This window comes from Bacillota bacterium (assembly GCA_023511835.1).
Classification (GTDB): domain Bacteria; phylum Bacillota; class Sulfobacillia; order JAIMAT01; family JAIMAT01; genus JAIMAT01.
In genome coordinates this window covers 11,823-32,139 of sequence record JAIMAT010000017.1, presented here as the reverse complement: position 1 = coordinate 32,139, position 20,317 = coordinate 11,823, and the positions used below count along the sequence as shown (strand labels likewise).

At 74.9% G+C, this 20,317-nt stretch carries 16 protein-coding genes; 7 read left to right on the top strand and 9 right to left on the bottom strand.

Annotation, left to right across the window (positions count from 1 at the left end):
• Positions 1–325, bottom strand: a 325-nt coding sequence (locus tag K6U79_04710; protein ID MCL6521659.1) for a DNA topoisomerase I, incomplete at its 3' end; no start/stop codon positions are given.
• Between the two features lie 103 nt (positions 326–428).
• On the bottom strand, positions 429–1,586 hold the full coding sequence (locus tag K6U79_04705; GenBank protein MCL6521658.1) for a DNA-protecting protein DprA: 1,158 nt from the start codon (positions 1,584–1,586) through the stop codon (positions 429–431).
• Between the two features lie 119 nt (positions 1,587–1,705).
• Between K6U79_04705 and tatA the strand changes: the two genes are divergently transcribed.
• Together tatA and K6U79_04695 are read left to right on the top strand one after the other, a co-directional pair.
• Entirely contained in the window at positions 1,706–1,918 is a 213-nt protein-coding gene (gene tatA / locus K6U79_04700; GenBank protein MCL6521657.1) for a twin-arginine translocase TatA/TatE family subunit, read from the top strand.
• A gap of 206 nt (positions 1,919–2,124) precedes the next feature.
• Positions 2,125–3,174: an NAD(P)/FAD-dependent oxidoreductase gene (locus K6U79_04695; protein MCL6521656.1), complete on the top strand. Its 1,050-nt coding sequence runs from the start codon at positions 2,125–2,127 to the stop codon at positions 3,172–3,174.
• A gap of 78 nt (positions 3,175–3,252) precedes the next feature.
• Here the strand turns inward: K6U79_04695 and K6U79_04690 are convergent, their stop codons facing one another.
• A complete protein-coding gene (locus tag K6U79_04690) occupies positions 3,253–5,625 on the bottom strand; it encodes an aconitate hydratase (GenBank protein ID MCL6521655.1) in 2,373 nt (790 codons plus the stop codon).
• Positions 5,626–5,777: 152 nt separating this feature from the next.
• On the opposite strand from K6U79_04690, the gene K6U79_04685 reads away from it, so the two are divergent.
• Positions 5,778–6,230, top strand: coding sequence for a PaaI family thioesterase (locus K6U79_04685; protein ID MCL6521654.1), 453 nt, complete (start codon positions 5,778–5,780; stop codon positions 6,228–6,230).
• A gap of 69 nt (positions 6,231–6,299) precedes the next feature.
• On the opposite strand, the gene pruA is transcribed toward K6U79_04685, so the two are convergent.
• Entirely contained in the window at positions 6,300–7,847 is a 1,548-nt protein-coding gene (gene pruA / locus K6U79_04680; GenBank protein ID MCL6521653.1) for an L-glutamate gamma-semialdehyde dehydrogenase, read from the bottom strand.
• Between the two features lie 1,207 nt (positions 7,848–9,054).
• Positions 9,055–11,013: a stage II sporulation protein P gene (locus K6U79_04675; GenBank protein ID MCL6521652.1), complete on the bottom strand. Its 1,959-nt coding sequence runs from the start codon at positions 11,011–11,013 to the stop codon at positions 9,055–9,057.
• A gap of 172 nt (positions 11,014–11,185) precedes the next feature.
• Between K6U79_04675 and K6U79_04670 the strand changes: the two genes are divergently transcribed.
• From K6U79_04670 to K6U79_04660, 3 genes are read left to right on the top strand one after another with little or no spacing between them, the layout of a single operon-like run.
• Positions 11,186–12,373 (top strand): mannose-1-phosphate guanylyltransferase, encoded by a 1,188-nt coding sequence (locus K6U79_04670; protein ID MCL6521651.1) that lies wholly within the window; start codon positions 11,186–11,188, stop codon positions 12,371–12,373.
• Complete coding sequence (locus tag K6U79_04665; protein ID MCL6521650.1) at positions 12,370–13,278, top strand: hypothetical protein; 909 nt, start codon at positions 12,370–12,372, stop codon at positions 13,276–13,278. The genes K6U79_04670 and K6U79_04665 overlap by 4 nt, the downstream gene beginning before the upstream one ends.
• A complete protein-coding gene (locus K6U79_04660; protein MCL6521649.1) occupies positions 13,260–14,318 on the top strand; it encodes an MBL fold metallo-hydrolase in 1,059 nt (352 codons plus the stop codon). Before K6U79_04665 ends, K6U79_04660 begins: the two co-directional genes overlap by 19 nt.
• 64 nt (positions 14,319–14,382) lie before the next feature.
• On the opposite strand, the gene K6U79_04655 is transcribed toward K6U79_04660, so the two are convergent.
• Positions 14,383–14,862: an ATPase P gene (locus K6U79_04655; GenBank protein ID MCL6521648.1), complete on the bottom strand. Its 480-nt coding sequence runs from the start codon at positions 14,860–14,862 to the stop codon at positions 14,383–14,385.
• A gap of 80 nt (positions 14,863–14,942) precedes the next feature.
• Between K6U79_04655 and K6U79_04650 the strand changes: the two genes are divergently transcribed.
• On the top strand, positions 14,943–15,533 hold the full coding sequence (locus K6U79_04650; GenBank protein ID MCL6521647.1) for a methyltransferase domain-containing protein: 591 nt from the start codon (positions 14,943–14,945) through the stop codon (positions 15,531–15,533).
• On the opposite strand, the gene K6U79_04645 is transcribed toward K6U79_04650, so the two are convergent.
• The 3 genes from K6U79_04645 to galU are packed head-to-tail and all read right to left on the bottom strand — an operon-like array spanning position 15,520 to position 20,300.
• Positions 15,520–17,061, bottom strand: a complete 1,542-nt coding sequence (locus K6U79_04645) for a YifB family Mg chelatase-like AAA ATPase (protein ID MCL6521646.1) — start codon at positions 17,059–17,061, stop codon at positions 15,520–15,522. The genes K6U79_04650 and K6U79_04645 overlap by 14 nt on opposite strands.
• Positions 17,062–17,109: 48 nt before the next feature.
• A complete protein-coding gene (locus tag K6U79_04640; GenBank protein MCL6521645.1) occupies positions 17,110–19,413 on the bottom strand; it encodes a bifunctional alpha,alpha-trehalose-phosphate synthase (UDP-forming)/trehalose-phosphatase in 2,304 nt (767 codons plus the stop codon).
• On the bottom strand, positions 19,410–20,300 hold the full coding sequence (gene galU / locus K6U79_04635) for a UTP--glucose-1-phosphate uridylyltransferase GalU (protein MCL6521644.1): 891 nt from the start codon (positions 20,298–20,300) through the stop codon (positions 19,410–19,412). The genes K6U79_04640 and galU overlap by 4 nt, the downstream gene beginning before the upstream one ends.
• Positions 20,301–20,317: the final 17 nt, after the last annotated feature.

The following is a 20,317-nucleotide window of genomic DNA, read 5'->3' as shown; positions in this document are numbered from 1 at the left end:
CGATGCGGCAGCGCGCCTCGGGATCCAGCCCGAGAAGCTGCGCCAGGTGCCAGGAGATCGCCTCGCCCTCGCGGTCGGGGTCGGTGGCCAAAAGGACGCGCTCGGCCTTGGCCGCCTCCTCCCGGAGGCGCCGCACCACCTCGCCCTTGCCGCGGATGGTGATGTAGCGAGGCTCGAAGCCGGCCTCCACGTCCACCCCCAGCTGGCTCTTGGGCAGGTCGCGGACGTGCCCCATGGTGGCCTCCACGTGGTAGGCGCGGCCCAGGAACTTTCCGATGGTCCGCGCCTTGGCGGGCGACTCCACGATCACCAGCGAACGCGCCAAAAGGCTCACACCCCTCGCAGGACGGCGGTCGCCCCCGGGCGCGCGGGGCGCCGCCGGTACGCTACATTTATACGCTGGCGGATGCCGCTTGCAAGGAAGTCCCTCAGCGGAGGCCCAGCGCCTTGCGCGCGGGGGCGCCCAGGTGGTAGGTGCCCGAGGCGTCGCGCTGGACCCAGCCCGCCAGCTCCAGCCGGAGAAGCAGCGCGCTGCCCGTGCTCAGGCCGAAGCCGGCGGCCTCGCAGAGGGCGCCCAAGGGTCGTGGCTGGCGGGCCACCGCGTCGAGCATGCGGCGCTCGGCAGACGGCAGGTTCCGGAGCGCCCGCGCCAGCGGACCCGCCTCGCCGGCGGCCGGGGGCCGCCGCCAGGGGCTCTCCAGCTCCAGCAGCGCCAGCACGTCCTCCGCATCCAGAACCATCCGGGCAGCGCCATCGCGCAGCAGCCGGTTCGTCCCCCAGGACTGTGGCCGCTCCGGGTCGCCAGGGAAGGCCAGAACGGTTCGCCCCATCTCCTGCGCGGCCTGCACCGTCAGCAGGGCCCCGCTTCCCGCCGGCGCTTCCACCACCAGCGTCATCCATCCGAGGGCGGCGATCAGCCGGTTCCGCCAGCGGAAATCGTGCTTGCGCGGCTCGCGGCCCGGCGGCAGCTCGCTGAGGAGCCCGCCGGCCTCCCGGACGCGGCGGAGGAGCGCGGGCCCGCCGTGCTGGTAGCGACCGCCGGGCCCGCTGGCCAGCACCCCCCAGGTCGGCGCGCCGCCGGACATCGCCCCCTCGTGGGCGGCCGCGTCGATCCCGGCCGCCAGGCCGCTGACCAGCCCGACCCCGGCCGCCGCTAGGCTCTCGGCCACGCGCCGGGCCAGCCGCCGCCCGGAGTCGCTGGCACGCCGGGTGCCCACCAGGGCCAGCCGCGGCTCCCCGTCGCCAGGCGCACGGCCTGCCACCCAGAGGAGCAGGGGCGGCAGGCGGACCTGGAAGAGCGCCTCGGGGTATCCCTCCGTTCCGCGCAGCACGGGGCGGAAGCCATGGGCCGCCGCCGCCTCCACCGTCTCCCGGCCCAGCGCCGGCCGCCAGGCGCGCTCCAGCTCCGCACGCTCGGCCGCGGCCAGGCCGGCCGCCCGGCCGATCCAGGCGGCACCCTGCGCCACGGCCGCCCGCGCGGAGCCCGCCTCCCGCAGGAGCCGGTCGATGCGCACCGGCCCCAGCGGCGGCAGGGCGGTCAGCGCGGCGGCCGCCTCCACCTCAGGATCCCACGCCACGCCCATCACCGCATTCCATCTTCTTCCATTCCGCTCCACCTCCTCCTTCGCGCGGAGGCGACCGGACGCCGGCCGGGCAACTGGCCGGGCCCGCGGCGATCCGGTATGCTGGCGACGGAGGCGAGGGCGTGGATCGGATCGGTCCCACCGAGCTGCTGATCATCCTCCTGATCGTGCTCCTGCTCTTCGGCGCGCGCCGCCTGCCGGAGATCGCCCACGCCGTGGGGCGGAGCGGCCGCGAGTTCCGCAGGGGGTTGGAGGGGTCTGGCGAGGAGCGGGAGGACGGGCGGGCGTCCGGCACGCCGGAGAACGGCTCCCCGCGCGACGGGGAGGCCCGCTGAAGGCGTCCGCGCCCGGCCCGCCGGCCCGGCGCGGCTCTTTTTTGCACCCTCTTTCCGGATTACTTTTCGCCTTCTGAAGCGTGCGAACCCGCCTTCCCTCCGGGTATGCTGGAACCGGGAGGATCACGGCGCGGGCCGTGCCGGGCGGGGGAGCGGGCGGTCCGTTCTCGCAAAGCGGTTCGCGCCGATCGGGAGGAAGCAGCCGGATGAACGAAGCCGACAACCTCCGGGAGGAGTCCGCAGGCGGCCAGCCCTTCGATGTGGCCATCATCGGCGGCGGGCCGACCGGCCTCTTCGCCATGTTCTACGCGGGCATGCGCCAGATGCGGACGCTCCTGGTGGAGAGCCAGCCCTTCCTGGGCGGCCAGCTCGCGGCCCTCTATCCCGAGAAGGAGATCTACGACGTGGCGGGCTTTCCCCGGGTGCAGGCGGCCGAACTGGTGGAGAACCTGGTGGAGCAGGCGCGCGCCGGCAACCCGGGCGCGGTCGTCCGTCTGGCCGAGCGCGTCACCGGCCTGGCGGCCGGCGAGGAGGAGGCGCCCGGCCGGCCCCTCTGGACGCTCCATACGGACCAGGGCGCCTATCTCACCCGCTCCGTGGTCATCTGCGCCGGCATCGGCGCCTTCGCGCCGAAGCGCATGGACCAGCCCGGCGTGCGCGAGCTGGAGGGGCGGGGCGTCGAGTACACCGTCCGCAACAAGGAAGCCTACCGCGGCAAGCGGGTGCTGGTGGTGGGAGGCGGCGACAGCGCCGTCGACTTCGCCCTGATGCTCGCCCCGGTGGCCGGGCATGTCGTCCTCATCCATCGCCGCGGCGAGTTCCGCGCCCAGGAGGAGAGCGTGGAGCGGCTGCGCCAGAGCGGCATCGAGATCCGCCTCTTCCACGAGCTGAGGCGGATCGAGGGCCAGAGCCGGGTGACCGGCGCGGTCATCTTCGACAACCGTACCCAGGAGGAGAGCCATCTCGAGCTCGACGCGGTGGTCATCGGCACCGGCTTCGCGGCCAACCTCGGCCCCATCCGCGACTGGGGCGTGGAGCTGGAGGGCAACCAGGTGAGGGTCAACTCGCGCGGGGAGACCAACCTGCCGGGGATCTACGCCGCCGGCGACATCTGCACCTATCCCGGAAAGCTCCGCCTCATCGCCACCGGCTTCGGCGAGGCCGCCACCGCCGTCAACAACGCCAAGGCCTACATCGAGCCGGGGACGGCCGCCTTCCCCGGCCATTCCAGCGAGAAGGCGGTCAAGGCGCGCTGAGCGCCACGCCCGCTCCGACGGAGGAAGCCGCCCCCGCGGGGGCGGCTTCCTTTTCGGTGGCGTGCCCGCCCGGCCGGCCTAGGCGGCCCGCCCGGCGATCAGGTTGAGCGCCGAGCCGGCGCGGAACCAGGCGATCTGCTCCTGGCTGAGCGTGTGGCGGAGGCGGATCGTCTCCTCGCTCCCGTCCTCGTGGCGGAGGCGGGCGGTCACCTCGCGTCCGGGCGCCAGCTCCGCCAGGCCCAGGATGCTGATCCGGTCGGTCTCCCGCACCTTCTCGTAGTCGCCCGGGTCGACGAAGGTGAGCGGCAGGATCCCCTGCTTCTTCAGGTTGGTCTCGTGGATGCGCGCGAAGCTGCGCGCGATCACCGCCGCCGCCCCCAGGTAGCGCGGCGACATGGCCGCGTGCTCGCGGCTCGAGCCCTCGCCGTAGTTCTCGTCGCCCACCACCACCCAGCGGACGCCGCGCGCCTTGTAGTCGCGCGCCACCTGGGCCACCGGCCCGCGCTCGCCCGTGAAGAGGTTGAGCGTCCTGCCCGCCTCGCCCGTGAAGGCGTTGACGGCACCCAGGAACATGTTGTCGCTGATCCGGTCCAGGTGGCCGCGGTAGCGGAGCCAGGGGCCGGCCGGCGAGATGTGGTCGGTGGTGCACTTGCCCTTCACCTTCAGAAGCAGCGGCAGGTCGACGAAGTCGCGGCCGTCCCAGGGTGCGAAGGGCTCGAGGATCTGCAGCCGCTCGCTCCCCGGGTCGACGCGCAGCTCGATGCCGCGCCGCTCCGCCGGCGGCTCCAGGTAGCCGCTCTCGCCGCCCGCGTAGCCCGCCTCGGGCACCTCCGGCGCCGCCGCCGGCGGCGCCAGGCGGAAGCGGCTCCCGTCGGGCGCCTCCAGCTCGTCCGTCAGCGGGTTGAAGTCGAGCCGCCCTGCCAGGGCGAAGGCGACCACCATCTCCGGCGAGGCGATGAAGGCCAGCGTCTCCCGGCTGCCGTCGTTCCGTCCCGGGAAGTTCCGGTTGAAGGAGGTGACGATGGAGTTCCGTCCCTGGGCCGGAGCCGTCCCGCCGGCCGCCGGCTCGCGCCGCCACTGGCCGATGCAGGGACCGCAGGCGTTGGCCAGGACGGTGGCGCCGATCGCCTCGAAGGCGGCCAGCTGCCCGTCCCGCTCGATGGTCGCGCGGATCTGCTCCGATCCCGGCGTCACCAGGAAGGGGACCCGCGCCTTCAACCCGCGTGCGGCCGCCTGGCGCGCCACGTCGGCGGCACGGCTCAGGTCCTCGTAGGAGGAGTTGGTGCAGCTCCCGATGAGGGCGGCCGACAGCTCGGACGGGTAGCCTTCCTCGCGGACGGCCGCGCCCAGCCGCGAGATCGGCCGTGCCAGGTCCGGCGTGTGCGGGCCGACCACGTGCGGCTCCAGCGTCGAGAGGTCGATCTCGATCACCTGGTCGAAGAACTCCTCCGGGCGCTCCTCCACCTCCGGGTCCGCCGCCAGCAGGTGGCGGTGGCGCTCGGCCAACTCGGCCAGCTCCGCGCGGCCGGTGGCGCGCAGGTAGACCGCCATCCGCTCGTCGAAGGGGAAGACCGACGTGGTGGCGCCCAGCTCCGCGCCCATGTTGGTGATGGTCGCCTTGCCCGTGGCGCTGATGGAGCGGGTGCCGGGGCCGAAGTACTCGACGACGCGGTTGGTGCCGCCCTTGACCGTCAGGATGCCGAGGAGCTTCAGGATCACGTCCTTCGGCGCCGCCCAGCCGCGCAGCTCGCCGGTCAGCCGGACGCCGATGCGCCGCGGGTAGAGGACCTCCCAGGGCAGGCCGGCCATCACGTCCACGGCGTCGGCGCCGCCCACGCCGACGGCCAGCATGCCGAGCCCCCCGGCGTTGGGCGTATGCGAGTCGGTGCCGATCATCATGCCGCCCGGGAAGGCGTAGTGCTCCAGGATCACCTGGTGGATGATGCCGGCGCCGGGCTCCCAGAAGCCGAGGCCGTACTTCTGCGCCGCCGACTTGAGGAAGTCGTAGACCTCCCGGTTGGTGATCAGCGCCTGCTCCAGATCCCGCTTGGCGCCCGCGAAGGCCTGGATCAGGTGGTCGCAGTGGACGGTGGTGGGGACCGCCGCCTCCTCGCGGCCCGCGTGGGCGAACTGCAGGAGCGCCATCTGCGCGGTGGCGTCCTGCATGGCGACCCGGTCGGGGCGCAGGGCCAAGTAGCTCTCCCCCGGCCGCAGCTCCTGGTGCTCGGGATCGTCGAGATGGCCCAGCAGCAGCTTCTCCGCCAGGCTGAGCGGCCGGCCGAGGCGCCTGCGCACGACGGCGAGCCGGGCCTCCATCTGTTCGTAGACACGGGCGACGAAATCGGGCGTGGACTCGATGGTGGGCAACGCGCGCGCCTCCCTCCGCGCCGGCGGGGCGCCCGCCCGGCGCTCTCGGACGCCGCCGGCGCACGCAACGGAACCGCTGAACATTATACTCGCCGCGCCCCGGGCCCCGGGGGGTCTCCCGGGCGGTAGAAACCGCCTCTCCCGCGCAGGATCCGGCGTCCCGCCGGCGTAGCCCACTTCCTGTCGCCTCCTTGGGAGGGCGCATTTCCCTTGAAGGCGGACGGGGAGGCTGCGGCATGGAGACGGAAGAGAGGCCCGGACGGGCGGGGCGCCGCGAGCCGGCGCCGGAGCAGGTCTGCTTCGCCTGCGGCAGCGAGAACCCCCACGGCCTCCACCTGCACGTGGAGCGCCGCGACGACGGCTGGGAGGAGGCCCGCTTCACGCCCCAGCCCTGGCACGCTGGCTGGCCGGGTATCGTCCACGGCGGGCTGGTGGGCACGCTGCTGGACGAGCTGATGGGCTACGTGGCCTACCACGAAGGGGAGCCGGCGGTGACGGCGCGGATGAGCATCGAGTACCGCCGCCCGGTCCGCGTGGGCGAGCCGGTCACCGTCCGCGCCCGCCGCACGGGCGCCCGCCGCCGCCTGATCGAGGCCGAGGCGGAGGTGGTGGACGCCGCCGGGCGGCTCCTGGCCAGCGCCCGGGCGACGCTCTGGCGCCTGGACGGGGGGCGCCTGCCGGGCGAGTGAACCCGCCCTGCGGGGCGCGGCCCGGGCAGGGGCGGCGCCCCGCCTCCCGCCCGGCGCCCGCGCGCCCGGTCAGAGCTTCTCCGAGACCGACTTGGCCTGCATGAAGAGGAGCAGGTAGTCGTGGCTCCCGGTCTTGGAGTCGGTTCCGGAGAGATTGAAGCCGCCGAAGGGGTGGACGCCCACCAGCGCGCCGGTCGACTTCCTGTTGAAGTAGAGGTTGCCCACGTGGAACTCGCGACGGGCGCGCTCCAGGCGCTCGCGGCTGCGGCTGTAGACGCTGCCCGTCAGCCCGTAGACCGTGCCGTTGGCGATCTCCAGCGCGTGGTCGAAGTCGCGGGCGCGGATGACGGCCAGCACCGGCCCGAAGATCTCCTCCTGGGCGATGCGGGCGTCCGGCGGCACGTCGGCGAAGATGGTGGGCTCGATGAACCAGCCCTCGCCGGGGATGGCGTGGCCCCCCGCCACCAGGCGTCCCTCCGAGCGACCGATCTCGATGTACTGGAGGATCTTCTTGTACTGGCCCTCGTCCACCACCGGACCCATGAAGGTCTCGGCCTGGTCGGGCTGGCCGACGCGAATGGCGCGCGCGGCCGCCACCAGCTTCTCCAGCAGCGCGTCGTAGACCGGCTCGACGGCGATCACCCGCGAGGCGGCGGAGCACTTCTGGCCCTGGAAGCCGAAGGCCGAGGTGATGATGCCGTTCACGGCCTCGTCCAGGTCGGCCGTCTCGTCGACGATGATGGCGTCCTTGCCGCCCATCTCCGCCACCACGCGCTTGATCCAGCGCTGGCCGGGACGCGCCTTGGCCGCCTCCTCGTTGATGCGGAGGCCCACCTCCATGGAGCCGGTGAAGCTGACGAAGCGGATGCGGGGGTGCTGGACGAGGTAGTCGCCCACCTCGGCGCCGGGACCCGGCAGGAAGTTGATCACGCCCTCGGGCAGCCCCGCCTCCATCATCACCTCCATGAACTTGGCGCCCAGGACCGGCGTGGCGGAGGCGGGCTTGAGGATGACGGTGTTGCCGGCGACCACCGCCGAACTGGTCATGCCGGTCAGGATGGCCAGGGGAAAGTTCCAGGGCGGCACGATCAGGCCGACGCCCAGCGGGATGTAGAAATTCTCGTTGTCCTCGCCCGGGATGCGGGTCAGCTCCTGCGGCTGGGCGAGACGGACCATCTCGCGGCCGTAGTACTCGAGGAAGTCGATGGCCTCGGCCACGTCGGCATCGGCCTCGGTCCAGCTCTTGCCGGCCTCGTAGACCTCCCACGCGTCCAGCTCCAGCTTGCGCCGGCGCATGATGGCCGCCGCCTTCCAGAGGAGGCGCGCGCGCGCCGCCGGCTCCCAGTGCTGCCAGGTGCGGAAGGCCTCCTCGGCGGCCGCCAGCGCCTGGTCGGCCTCGGCCCGCCCGGCGCGGGCCACCCAGCCCACCACCTGATCGGGACGGCCGGGGTTGGTGGAGCGGATCTCGGCCTGGGTGCGGACCGCGCGCCCGCCGATGATCAGGTCGTAATGGCGACCGAACTCGGAGCGGACGCGAGCCAGCGCCTGCTCCATCGCCTCCCGGTTGGCCGGATCGCGAAAGTCGGTGACCGGTTCGTTGACAAAGGGCGGCAGCATCTTCTTCCATCTCCCCCCTCGCGCTTGGGAACCCGCGGGCTCCCGGGCGAACGATGGCCTGTCGACTCGCCCTGCCATCATCTTACCCGCTCTGGCGCGGACCGGCGGGCGGGCCTCGGTGGTGGCGGCGGACGCGTGTAGAATAGCCTTCACGACGATCGCCGGCACGTCCGGGCCGGCGCGTGCCGGATCACCTGCAAGGGGGGAGCCGGATGCCTCGCTCCCACGCTCTCGGGATCCCTCTCCGGGCCTCCAGCCGCCTCCGCGGGCTGCGCCGGCTGGGGGCCCTCCTCCTCGTCGCCGCGCTGGCCGGCACGGCCTGCGCCCCCGGGGGCTCCAGCCCGGCGTCCTCCGCCGGGGCGGGCGCTCGGGCCGGTGCGACCCCCGCTGCGACCGCAGGAGCCACGGCCGGCGGCGGCCAGGGCACGGCGAGCGCCACCGGCCGGGGTGCGGGCGGCGCCTCCGCCTCCTCCGCGACGGGCCCCTCCGCCCCGCCGGCTGCCCCGGCCACCCCCGCCGCGCCGTCCGGCGTCGGTGCGGCCGCCGACCCGCTGGCCGGAGGGGCGCTCCTCATCGCCGACCGCTACAACCACCGCCTCCTCCTGGTGGACGGGCAGAAGCGCCTTCTCTGGTCGTACACGCTGCCCTCCGCCTGGGCGGGCAGCCGGCCGGCCAACGGGCCCGACGACGCCTTCTTCACACCGGGCTACGCCACCATCCTGACCAACGCCGAGGACAACCACGTCATCGTGGAGATCGACCCCCTCACCGGGCGGGTCGTCTGGCACTACGGGCACCCCGGCGTGGCAGCCTCCGCGCCCGGCTACCTGAACGGGCCCGACGACGCCTACCGGCTGAGCGTGGAGGAGGCGCGCCTGGCCGGGGTCCCCCAGGGCACCACCACGGTGGCCGACATCCGCAACTGCCGCATCCTCTTCCTCGCGCCCGACGGGCGCATCGTCCGCCAGTACGGGACGACCGGCGCCTGCCTGCACCGCCCGCCCATCTACCTGGCCAGCCCCAACGGCGACACACCCCTGCCCGACGGCGGCATGCTGGTCACCGAGATCGGCGGCTCGCACGTGCTCCGCCTCTCGCCCGAGGGGAAGGTGCTCTGGGACCTGAAGCTGCCCGGTCTCACCTACCCCTCGGACGCCCAGCTGCTCCCCGACGGCAGCATCCTGGTGGCCGGCTACACCGACCCGGGTCAGGTCCTGCGCGTGACGCCGGGCGGGCGGGTACTCTGGCGGTACGCCCCCACCTCGGGCGGCGGGCGTCTCCGCCTCCCCTCGCTCGCCATCCGCCTGCCCAACGGCCTGATCGCGGTGAACGACGACGCCAACCACCGGGTGGTGGTGATCGACCCTGCGACCGATGGCATCGTCTGGCAGTTCGGCGAGACGGGCGTGCCGGGAGGCGACGCCTCCCACCTGAACGTGCCGGACGGGATGAACTGGGTGCCGGCGGCGGTGGCCGCCCGCCTGGCGGCCTCGGCGCAAGCGGCGCAGGGGGGCTGAGCCGCGCGGGCCGGGGCTGCCGGCAGGCGCCTCCGCCCCCACTCCGCCAGGAGCCGGCCGAGCGCGTCGGCCGAACGGGCCACCTCCCCCGGCCGGCTGTCGGCGCCCCCCAGCTCCACCAGGAGCGCGAAGGGTGAGAGGTCCTGGTTGTAGTTGCCGCCGGAGAAGAGGATGCCGCGCACCAGCCCCGGATAGCGCCGGGCGGCCAGGGCCCGCAGCTGCCGGGCGAAGGCCAGGTTGGCGGCCGCATGGGGGTCGGCGCGGCCCACCACCAGGACCACCGGCGCTGCGTCGCCCAGGCCGGGCACTTGCGCGCGGCCCTGGGCCGCCGGGTCGCGGTGGAGGTCGAGCAGGAGGGTGCTGCCCGCCCGCGCCAGGAGCGCCACGGCGCTTCGCCGCGAGCGCCGGTAGGCGCCCCGGTCGTGGGGCAGATGGCTGTGCAGGTCGACGCGGGCGGGCACTCCCGCCGCCCGCAACCGCTCGGCGAGGTAGACGGCGGCCTGGCGGACGTCCGCCGGTCCGCCGGCTGCCCCTCCCGTTCCCTGCGCGACGCCGGCATACCGTTCGTCGTCGTGGGTGGCGTAGAGGCCCGCCTGCAGGACCTGCGCCGCCAGCGCCTCGCGGACCCCGCCCGCCGCCCCCGGCGGAGCTGCGGCACCCGGCGCAGGCGGGGCAGCCACCCGCGTGGCCCAGGCGGTCCGCCCGGCGAGGCGGACGATCCGGTACCAGGTGCGGGCGGCGGGCGACCAGCGGTCGCCGGGCCGGAGAAGGCGGCCCGTGGTCCAGAGCCGTCCCCCGTCCTCCCGCAGGAGGTAGGGCGCTCCGGCCAGCACCTCGTCGCCCCAGGGCCGGCCTTCGGCCAGGGCGCCGGGGCCGTACGGCCCCCACCACCAGCCTGCGGCCAGGAGGGAGGAAGCCAGGCCGAGGGCGAGCAGGGCGGCCCCCCGCTCCCCGGCAGGCAGCGACGGCCGCCGCGTGAAGAGGCGTCCCGCGGCGGCGGCCGCGGGGGGCCGCCGCCGCACCGCTCGCCGGCTGCGGGCCCCCGGACGGGAGAGCCGCCGGCGCCGCAGCCGGCCGAGAAGCTCCGTCAAGAGCACCGCGATGAAGCCGGCGATGACGGTGGCGTCCAGGATCCCCGCCCCGCCCAGGGCCGCCAGCGCGCCGGGCACGCCCGTGACGGCGGCCAGGAAGACCGAGACCAGGTCGTTCCCCAGGACGCCCAGGGTGGCCGCCACGTAGGCGCCCCGGCCGGAGCCGCCCAGCAGGGCGCCCAGCAGGCCGCCGGCCAGGCCGGGCGCCCAGACCGGGTCGGCCAGCACCGCCAGCGCATTCGGCCCGCTGCCCGGATCGGCGGGCAGGAGCTGGTCGCCGGCGAAGACCACCGCCATGGCCAGCAGGCTGGAAAGGCTCGCCCGCACCTTCTCCTCGCGCCGGTCCGCCCCCAGCAGGAGATAGAGGCTGACGCCCAAAGGCACCAGGGTGGCGCCGGGATTGACCTCCAGCGGACCCAGCGCCACCGGCGGCAGCCAGCTGCTGACCGCCAGCAGCGAGAGCAGGAGCCAGGCCTGCCGCGCCCCCAGGCCGAGAGTCTCGAGGACGTGCTGGCCGGCGCCGAGGAGCAGGGCGCCCAGCGCACCCACGGCCAGCATCGAGCCGACGGGCCAGGCCTCGGACAGCGCGCAAACACCCCCAGCCGGCGAGCCCGGCATCTCCGTTCCTAGCCTGCCCGGCGCGGGAGCCGTCCCATGCCGCAGCAGGGCCTGGCCGGCGGAGGATCGCGGCTCGGCCGTGCAGAAACCGGCGTGGAGTGGAGGTGGCATGATGGCCGACCATGTGGTCATCCTGGCGGGAGGCCGGGGCGAGCGCTTCTGGCCGCGCTCGACGCCCTCGCTGCCCAAGCAGTTCATCCGCCTCTTCGGCCAGAGGACGCTCCTGCAGGAGGCGCTCGAGCGGGCGCGCGCCCTGGTGCCGGAGGAGCGGATCTGGGTGGCGAGCGCCGCCGAGTACGAGCCGCTTCTTCGCCAGCAACTCCCCGCCGACCTGGTGGCGCGGCGGCTGATCCTGGAGCCGGTACGCCGCGACACGGCGGCCGGCATCGGCTGGGCTGCGCTTCACGTACGCGCCGTCGACCCGGAGGCCGTGCTGGTCATGATGCCCGCCGACCACTACCTGGCGGATCTGGAGGCCTTCGCCGCGGCGGTGGGCGTCGCGCTACAGGCCGCGCGCAGGGGCTCGCTGGTCACCCTGGGCATCCGTCCCTCCCGTCCCGAGACCGGCTTCGGCTATATCCGGCTGGGCGGGCCGCTGGAAGGGGTGGCGGGCGCCTACCGGGTCGACCGTTTCGTCGAGAAGCCGGACATGGAGCGGGCGCTCCGCTTCCTGGAGGAAGGGAGCTACCTCTGGAACAGCGGCATCTTCGTCTGGAGGGCGGAGCGCATCCTGGAGGCGCTGGGAAGGCGCCTGCCCGAGTTGCGCGCGGGGCTGGAGCGTGCCTGGGCGGCGGCGCCCTCCGAGCGGCCGGGGCTCTTCGCCGGCCTCACCGCCATCAGCGTGGACTACGGCGTCATGCAGGACGAGGCGCGCCTGGGCGGCGACGTGGCGACGGTGCCGGGTCGCTTTACCTGGGACGATGTGGGCAGCTGGACGGCGCTCGACCGGCTGACCGAGGCCGACGAAAGCGGCAACCGCGTGCTGGGCGAGGGCCTGGCCCTGGCGGCGACCGGCTGCACGCTCCACAACGAGGAGGCCGGCCATCCGCTGATCGCCTTCGGCACCGAGGAGCTCCTGGTCATCCATACCGAGCGCGTCACCGTCGTCGCCCCCAAGGCCCGCGCCGGAGACTGGAAGGAGCTGCTCGCCGCGCTCCGCCGGACCGGCTACGGGCACCTGGTCGACGACGTGGGCCGGACTCCCGCGGCGCGCGAGTTCCCCGGCGCCGACGGCGCCGACGGCCTCCCGCTGCCGGCCGCGGCGCTGGGCGCCGACGGGACGGGGGCGCAGGGCCGGTGAGCGGGCCGCGCTGGATCCCGCTGGCCTACCGCATGGGGCCGGAAGAGGAGGTCCTGCAGCAGGTGCTGGCCCGCCTGGAGAGCGTGGAGGCGGAGCCGGGCGCCTGCGTCGTCCTGCCGGAATACCTGGCCTACACCCGCGAAGCCTCCCGCCGGGCGCTGGAGGCGCTGGCCCGGACGGCTCCCCGCCTGGGGCTCAACCTGGTGACCACGCTCAACCTGGTGCCGGAGGAGAACGGCCTCCGCCTTCCCGGCGCCGAGCCGGGCGCCGCCTACAACACGCTGGTGGTGGTCACCCGCCACGGCGAGCTGCACGCGCCCCAGGCCAAGGTGACGGTCCAGTCCTTCGAGCAGCGGAGGTACGACCCCCGCTTCGCGGAGATCGGCGTGCGGCCCTACCGCCGCCTCCACCGCGTCCGCTTGCAGCCCGCGGGGGCGGGCGAGCCGGTGACGGCAGTCTTTCTGGTCTGTAGCGATCTCGCCCTGCCGCTGGTGGCGGTGGAAGAGGTGGAGGCGCTGGCCGCCCGGACGGTGGTGGTGCCCGGCAACTTCGGTCGGGGCGCGGAGCGGGCCGCGCGCGAGGTGCTCGAGCTCTTCCTGGGGCCGCTCTGGCAGGAGAGCGTCTTCGTCAACGCCTACCAGGAAGAGCTTCCCGGGCGCCCGCCTGTGGCTCGCCGCGTGGAGGAGGTGCGCCTCGCCCCCGCCGCGACTCCGCCGCTGCCCGGCCCCTTCCAGCGGCTGAGGCTCTTCCGGCGGGACGCGGTGGTCTACCCGGACGAGGCGGCGCCCAACTTCGTCCGCATGGCCGAGCTGACCGACCGCGACGGCGGCCGCTTCAGCATCCCTATGTCCGTCCTGGACATCGAACCGGTGGTGGACGACTACCCATGGACCATTCGTCTCTGAACCCTGCACCCGCGACCGCAGGCGGCCCCGCCTCGCCGCCGGCGCCCGGCGGCTCGCCCGAACCGCTGGAGGGGGGCCTCTTCCGTCTCCGCCCGCCGGTCCCCGGGCCGTTGGGCTGGACCAACAGCTACCTGGCGCAAGACGAGTCGGGTCGCTGGAGCGTTCTCGACCCGGGGCTGGACTGGCCCCCGGCGCGCCGCCTCTGGGAGTCGGCCGCGCGCGAGCTCGGCTGGCAGCCGGGAGCGCTCCGCCAAGTGGTGGTCACCCACTTCCACCCCGACCACCTGGGTCTGGCGGGCTGGCTGGCGGAGCGATGGGGCGGCCGCGTCCTGGTCCACGCGCGCGAGCTCCCCCTGGTGCTGCGCATCGCCTCGCCCTGGCCGGCGGAACGGCAGCGCCACCTGGCTCGGATGCGGGAGTATATGGCCTCCCACGGTGTCCCCCCCGCGGAGAGCGGCCCCCTCCTGGAGGCCAGCCCGCTGATCGCCAGCGCCTGCCACCCGCTCCCACACCTGACGGCGCTCCACGACGGCCAGAGGCTCCGCTTCGGCCCGCATGAGGCCGTGGCGCTCTGGACGCCCGGCCACACGGCCGGCCATCTCTGCCTCTACCTGCCCGAGCCGCGCCTGCTCTTCAGCGGCGACCACGTGCTGGAGAAGATCACGCCCAACGTCAGCCTCTGGCCCGGCGGCTCCAGCGAGCCGCTGGAGGAGTACCTCGGCTCGCTGCGAAGGCTGGAGCGGCTGCCGGCGCGCCGCGTCCTTCCCGCCCACCGCGACTCGCTGGAGGAGCTCGGCGCGCGGCTGGAGCAGATCGAACGCCACCACGACGAGAGGCTGGAGCGCTGTCGGGAGGCGGCCGGCCGGCACCCGGCCAGCGCCTACGAGCTCCTCTTCCGGCTCTTCGCGCCGGACCTGCCGCTGGAGCAGCGGCTCTTCGCGCTGGGCGAGACGCTGGCCCACCTGCGCTGGCTGGAGCGGGCCGGGCGCGTCCGAAGGATGGAGGGAGCCGGCGGGGTGACGCTCTTCGCGGCGCGCTGAGGGGCGCGAACTCCGGCGGCGGACGCCCCGCCGCTTCGGGCCACCCCCCGGGCCGGGCTGCCTCTCAGGGGCGGAGGCTGGCGACGAAGCCCCGCGGCTCCAGAAAGAGGTCGACCGCGTCGACGGGGTTGGCCACCACCAGGTCGACCACCTGGAGCAGCGGCGGATAGAGTCCCTCGGGGCCCATCACCGCCACCGCCAGCTCGGCTGCCTCCAGCATGGCTTGGTCGTTGCGGCCGTTGCCCACGGCGGCGCAGCGGTCGGCACCCAGCCCGGCCAGCAGGCGCCGCTTGGCGCCGCCCCCCTCGTCGCCCTCCAGCACCTGGAGGGCCAGCGGCAGGCCTCGCAGCTGGGCGGCGGCGGTGCCGAAGGTGTCGGCCGTGACCACGTGCACCTGGCAGCGCCGGCCCAGCGCCTCCAGCCGCTCGCGGACGCCGGGGAAGAGTTCCCCGCGGCAGGCCAGCGTACCATTGAAGTCGAAGACGACATGTTCGATGCGGACCGGGTTCCGCCCGGGGATCTCCACCCGCAGCGCCACCGCCACCGCCTCCCGCCCCCAGTCTACCCGGGGGCGGGAGCGGCGGCATCCGCCCGCATCCCGTCCACGAAGGGGGCCCTCGGACGATGGACGATCCCGGCTTCGTCCCGGAACGCCTGCTCGCCCACCAGTTTCTGCGCGCGGAAGTCTCGGCCCGCTGGCTGGGTATCCTCGATCTCCGCCCCGGCATGGAGGTGGCGGACCTCGGCTCGGGACCCGGTCTGGTGGCGCTCCAGATGGCGGCGCGCGTCCGCCCGGGAGGCCGCGTCTGGGCGGTCGACCGGAGCGAGGCCATGGTCGCCCACGCGGAGCGCTTGGCGCACGCCGCCCGTCTGGACCGCTGGGTGCGCGCCGTGGCCGCCGACTTGGCCGCCCCGGAGGCCGAGGAGCTGCCCATCCCCGCGGGCAGCCTCGACCGCGCGCTGGCCGCCAACGTCCTCCACCACCTGGGCGATCCGTCCCGCTTCCTCGCCTTGGCGCGTCGCCTGCTCGACCCCGGGGGGCGCCTCCTCGTGGTGGAGTTCGACCCCGACCGGGGTCTCGACTTCGGGCCGCCCGCCCGCGAGCGGATGGCGCCCGAGTCGCTGGAAGAGGCGGCGGCCCGGGCCGGGCTGGGGCTCCTGGCCGGCGGCGTGGCGGGCGAGGCCTGGTATCACCGTCTCTTCACGCCGGCCTGAAGCCCGCCTCGCCCCCCGCCGGCGGCTCGAGCCTGAGGGGCCGGCAGAGCTGGGCCGCCAGGGCGACGTCTCCCGCCTCGATCCGCTCGCGCCCCTCCAGGTCGGCCAGCGTCCGCGCCACTCGGTGGAGACGGTCGCGCGAACGCAGGCTCAGGAAGCCCGCCGCGCGCAGTCGTTCCAGCGTCCGCTCGGCCTCCGCCTCCAGCGGCGCCAGCTCGCGCAGCAGCGCGCCCTCCAGGCGCCCGTTCTCGGGCCCGCCGCGCCGCCGCTGCAGCTCCCGGGCGCGGGCGACGCGCTCGAGCACCTCCGCCGTGCGCGCGGGGCGGAACTCCCGCACGGGCTCACCCTCCACCCGCACGTGCAGGTCGATCCGGTCGAGGAGCGGCCCCGAGAGGCGCGCCTCGTAGCGCTGCACCTCCCAGGGCCGGCACTGGCAGAACTGCCCGGGCGCGCCGCGCCGGCCGCAGGGGCAGAGGTTGCGCGTCGCGACCAGCGTGAAGCGGGCGGGCAGGCGGACCGTCCCCCAGGAGCGGGCCAGCCGGATCTCGCCCGACTCCAGCGGCTCGCGCAGCGCCTCCAGCACCTCCGGAGCGAACTCGCCGGCCTCGTCCAGAAAGAGGATACCGGTATGCGCCAGCGTCGCCTCGCCGGGACGCAGCGCCGCGCCGCCGCCGATGACGGCAGCCAGCGTGGCGGAATGGTGCGGCGCGCGGAAAGGGCGCTCGAGAGCCAGGCCGAGGCCGGCGGCGCTGGCCACCGCCGCCCTCTCCAACCGCTCCTCCCCCTCCAGGGGAGGAAGCAGGGCGGGCAGCGCCTGGCCGAGCATGCTCTTCCCCACTCCGGGAGGCCCGGAGAGAAGCAGATGGTGGCCGCCGGCCGCCACCAGCTCCAGCGCCTTCTTGGCGGCGGCCTGGCCGACGATCTCCTCCAGGAGCACCGGCCGGCCCCCCGCCTCCTCCCCCCGCGCGCGCGGCCGGCTCCCGCCGGACGCCCAGGCCTGCTTCGCGACCGGCGCAGGACCCGGGCTCGCCAGCTGCGCCAGGCGCTCCAGCGTCCGTACCTCCCAGTCCGGCAGGAGCTCCAGCTCGGCCGCGTTGCCCGGCGCCACCAGGGCTCGCCGGAAACCCCGGGCGCGCGCCGCCAGCGCCATGGGCAGGGCGCCGTGGACGGGCAGGACGCGGCCGTCCAGCGCCAGCTCGCCCAGCACCAGCGTCTCCTCCCAGCCGCCGGCCGGCGGCCGGAGCTGGCCGCTGGCCAGCAGCAGACCCAGCGCCATGGCCAGGTCGAAGTGCGTGCCCCCTTTGGGCAGCCCGGCCGGCGCCAGGTTGACGGTCACGCGGGCGGCCGGGAAGGCGAAGCCCGCGTTGCGCAGGGCGCTGCGGACCCGGTCCCGGCCCTCCCGCACCACGGGGCTCGCGCCGCCGACCACGGTGAAGCCGGGCAACCCCCGCCCCACGTCCACCTGGACGTCGACCAGGCGACCTTCCACGCCCACCACCGTGGCGGAACGGACGACGGCCAGCGCCAGCCCCTTCGCCCCCTTTGCAACGCCCCGGAGGAGGGCATTCGCCGGTCGTCATCCAGTTCCTTCCAGTACGCGCAGCATGGCTTCCAGGAGCCGCGCGACCGCCTCGGGCCCGGGCAGGCGCTCGCGCGCGGCGGTCGGCGCCCCGCCGGCTTCCTCGGCTCCCACCCGGACCGTGAAGGCGGGCGGAGGCAGGGCGAGAAAGGCGGACTCGTCGGTCTGGTCGTCGCCGGCGTAGAGGACCGTCCACTCCTCCGGCCAGGCCGGGCCGGCCGCCTCTCGGAGCAGGTCGAGCACGGCCCGTCCCTTGTCCCAGGCGACGTCCGGCCGGATCTCCAGCACCTGCCTGCCCGGCGTGATCACCAGACCGCCGCGCGGCGAGGCCTCGCGCACGGCGGCCTCCACCGCGGCACGGGCCTCCTCGGCCGCCGCGGGCGGCAGCCCGCGCAGGTGGACGCTGGCGGTCAGCCCTTTCGCCTCCACGCGCGCCCCCGGCACGGCGCGGAGCCGCCCCGCGGCCAGCTTCGCCGCCCGGGCCACGTCCGCGCGCGCCCGCTCGGCCAGCGGGTGGGCCCGCCGCCGGCCGTCGCGGGCCATCTCGAAACCGTGGTTGCCCACCAGCACCAGGCCGGGCCAGGGCAGGCGGCGCTGGAGGTCCTCCAGCGAGCGGCCGCTGACGACGGCCACCAGGCTCCCCTGGAGGGCTGCCAGCCGGCGCAGCGCCTCCTCCGCGGCCGGCAGGATGGCGGCCTCCTCGGGCCGCTCCGCGATCGGGGCCAGGGTTCCGTCGTAATCCAGGAAGAGGGCCAGCCGGGGACGCTCCCGCAGGCGGGCCAGCAGCCGCTCCTGCCAGCTCTCCCCCCGGCCGGCCGCCGCCTCCTCCAGCGCTCCCAAGAACTCCTCCTCCCAGCGGTAGATGTCGTGCTCGCGCACGAAGGCGCGCATGGAGCGCATGCGCCGCCGCCGCTCCTCCTCGGGCATGGTGAAGGCGGCGTGGAGCGCCTCGGCCATGGCCTCCACGTCGTAGGGGTTGATGCGGAGCGCGCCCTCGATCTCCTCGGCCGCTCCGGCCAGCTCGCTGAGCAGAAGGACGCCCCGCTCCTCCACCTGGCAGGCGATGTACTCCTTGGAGACCAGGTTCATCCCGTCCTGGAGCGAAGAGACCAGGGCCACGTCGGCGGCCCGGTAGAGGCCGGCCAGCGTGTGCGGGGGCAGGCCTCCTTCCACATAGAGGATGGGCTCCCAGCTCCCCTCCCGCCAGCGCTCGTTGATGCGGGCCACCGCCGCGCGCACCTCTTCCTCCAGGCGTCGGTAGGCCGGGATCTCGCTCCGGCTCTTCGTCACCTTCTGGATCATGCGGAAGCGGCCCCGCCAGTCGGGGAAACGCTCCAGGAAGCGGTCGACGGCCGCCATCCGCTCGGGGATGCCCTTGGTGTAGTCCAGGCGGTCCACACCCAGGAGAAGCCGCTGGCCGGCGAGGCCGCGGCTGCGCGCGAAGCGCTCGAAGGCCCGCACCGCCGCAGGGGAGAGAGCCTCCTCCTCCAGCGCCGCGAAGTCGACGCTGATGGGGAAGGCGGCCACGGCTATGCTGCGACCCTCCAGCTCCACCGTCCCGCGCGCGCGGTCGACCGGGAGTCCCAGCTCCCGCTCTACGCAGTCCAGGAAGTTGTCGGCGAAGCGGGGGAGATGGAAGCCGAGCAGGTCGTTGGCGAGGAGGCCGCGCAGGATCTCCGTCCGCTGCGGGCAGATGCGGAAGACGTCCCAGGGCGGCCAGGGAATGTGCCAGAAGTGGCCGAGACGGAAGCCGGCGACGCCGCGACGCTCCAGCTCGCGGCGCAGCAGGTCGGGGAGCAGGGCGAAGTGGTAGTCCTGGATCCAGATGCGCGCGCCGGGCCGGACCTCCTCCGCCACCGCCCGGGCGAAGCGGGCGTTGACACGCCGGTAGGCCGTCCAGAAGCCGCGCTCGAAGCGCGCCAGCGACGGCAGCAGGTGGCAGAGCGGCCAGAGCGCCTGGTTGGCGTAGCCGTTGTAGAAGCCGGCCACGTCGCCCCGGCTCAGCCAGACCCGGCGCAGCGTATAGGCGGGCTCCTCCGGCGGCACCGCCAGGCGGTCGTGCGCGTCGACCGCCTGGCGGTCCGCCGAACCGCTTCCCCAGCCCACCCAGGTCCCGCCCACCGCGCGCAGCACCGGGTCGAGGGCGGCGACCAGCCCGCCGGGCGGCCTCTCCACCACCACGCCGCCCGGGCGCCGGCGGTGGACGTACGGCTCGCGGTTGGCCACCACCACCAGCTGGCGCCCGCCCAGGGCGCCCGCCGCGGCGCGCGCGCCGGCCTGGGCGCGCGGGGCCTCGCTCACCGCCCGCCTCCGGGCTTCGCCCGTTCCAGCGTCCGCTCCAGGAAGTCGAGCAGCGCCGGAGCCAGATCCGGCCGGTCCAACGCGTAGCGCAGGTTGGCCGTCAACCACCCGACGCGGTCGCCCACGTCGAACCGCTCCCCCTCCACCTCCCGCGCCCGCACGGCCCCCCGCCGCGCCAGGCGGCGCAGGGCATCCGTCAGCTGGATCTCGCCGCCGTGTCCCGGCTCCAGCCGCTCCAGCACGTCGAAGACCGCCGGGTCGAGGACGTAGCGGCCGATGACGGCCAGGTCGGAGGGCGCCTCCTCCGGCCGCGGCTTCTCCACCATGTCGCGCACCCGGTAGCTTCCGCCGCCCTCCGCCTCCACGTCGACCACCCCGTAGCGCGAGACCTCCGCGTGGGGGACCGGCTGTACCGCCACCACCGAGGTGCCCGGCTCGACCACCTCGAGGAGCTGGCGGAGGGCCGAGGGCTCGGCCCGGATCAGGTCGTCGGGGAGGAGCACGGCGAAGGGTTCGTCACCCACGTGCATGCGCGCGCAGAGGATGGCGTGGCCGAGCCCCAGCGGCTGCTTCTGCCGGACGTAGTGTACGTTGGCCATCTCGCCGATGCGCCGGACCATCTCCAGCTCGGCGGCCTTCCCCTCCCGGGCCGCCAGCGCCGCCTCCAGGTCGAGCGAGCGGTCGAAGTAGTCCTCGATGGAGCCCTTGTTGGCGCTGGTGACGATCAGCACGTCCTCGATGCCCGCGGCCACGATCTCCTCCACCACGTACTGGATGGCGGGAGCGTCGACCACGGGCAGCATCTCCTTCGGCTGCGCCTTCGTGGCGGGCAGGAAGCGCGTCCCCAGCCCCGCCGCCGGGATGACCGCCTTGCGTACACCTGTCACGGCTCGTCCCCCTTTCC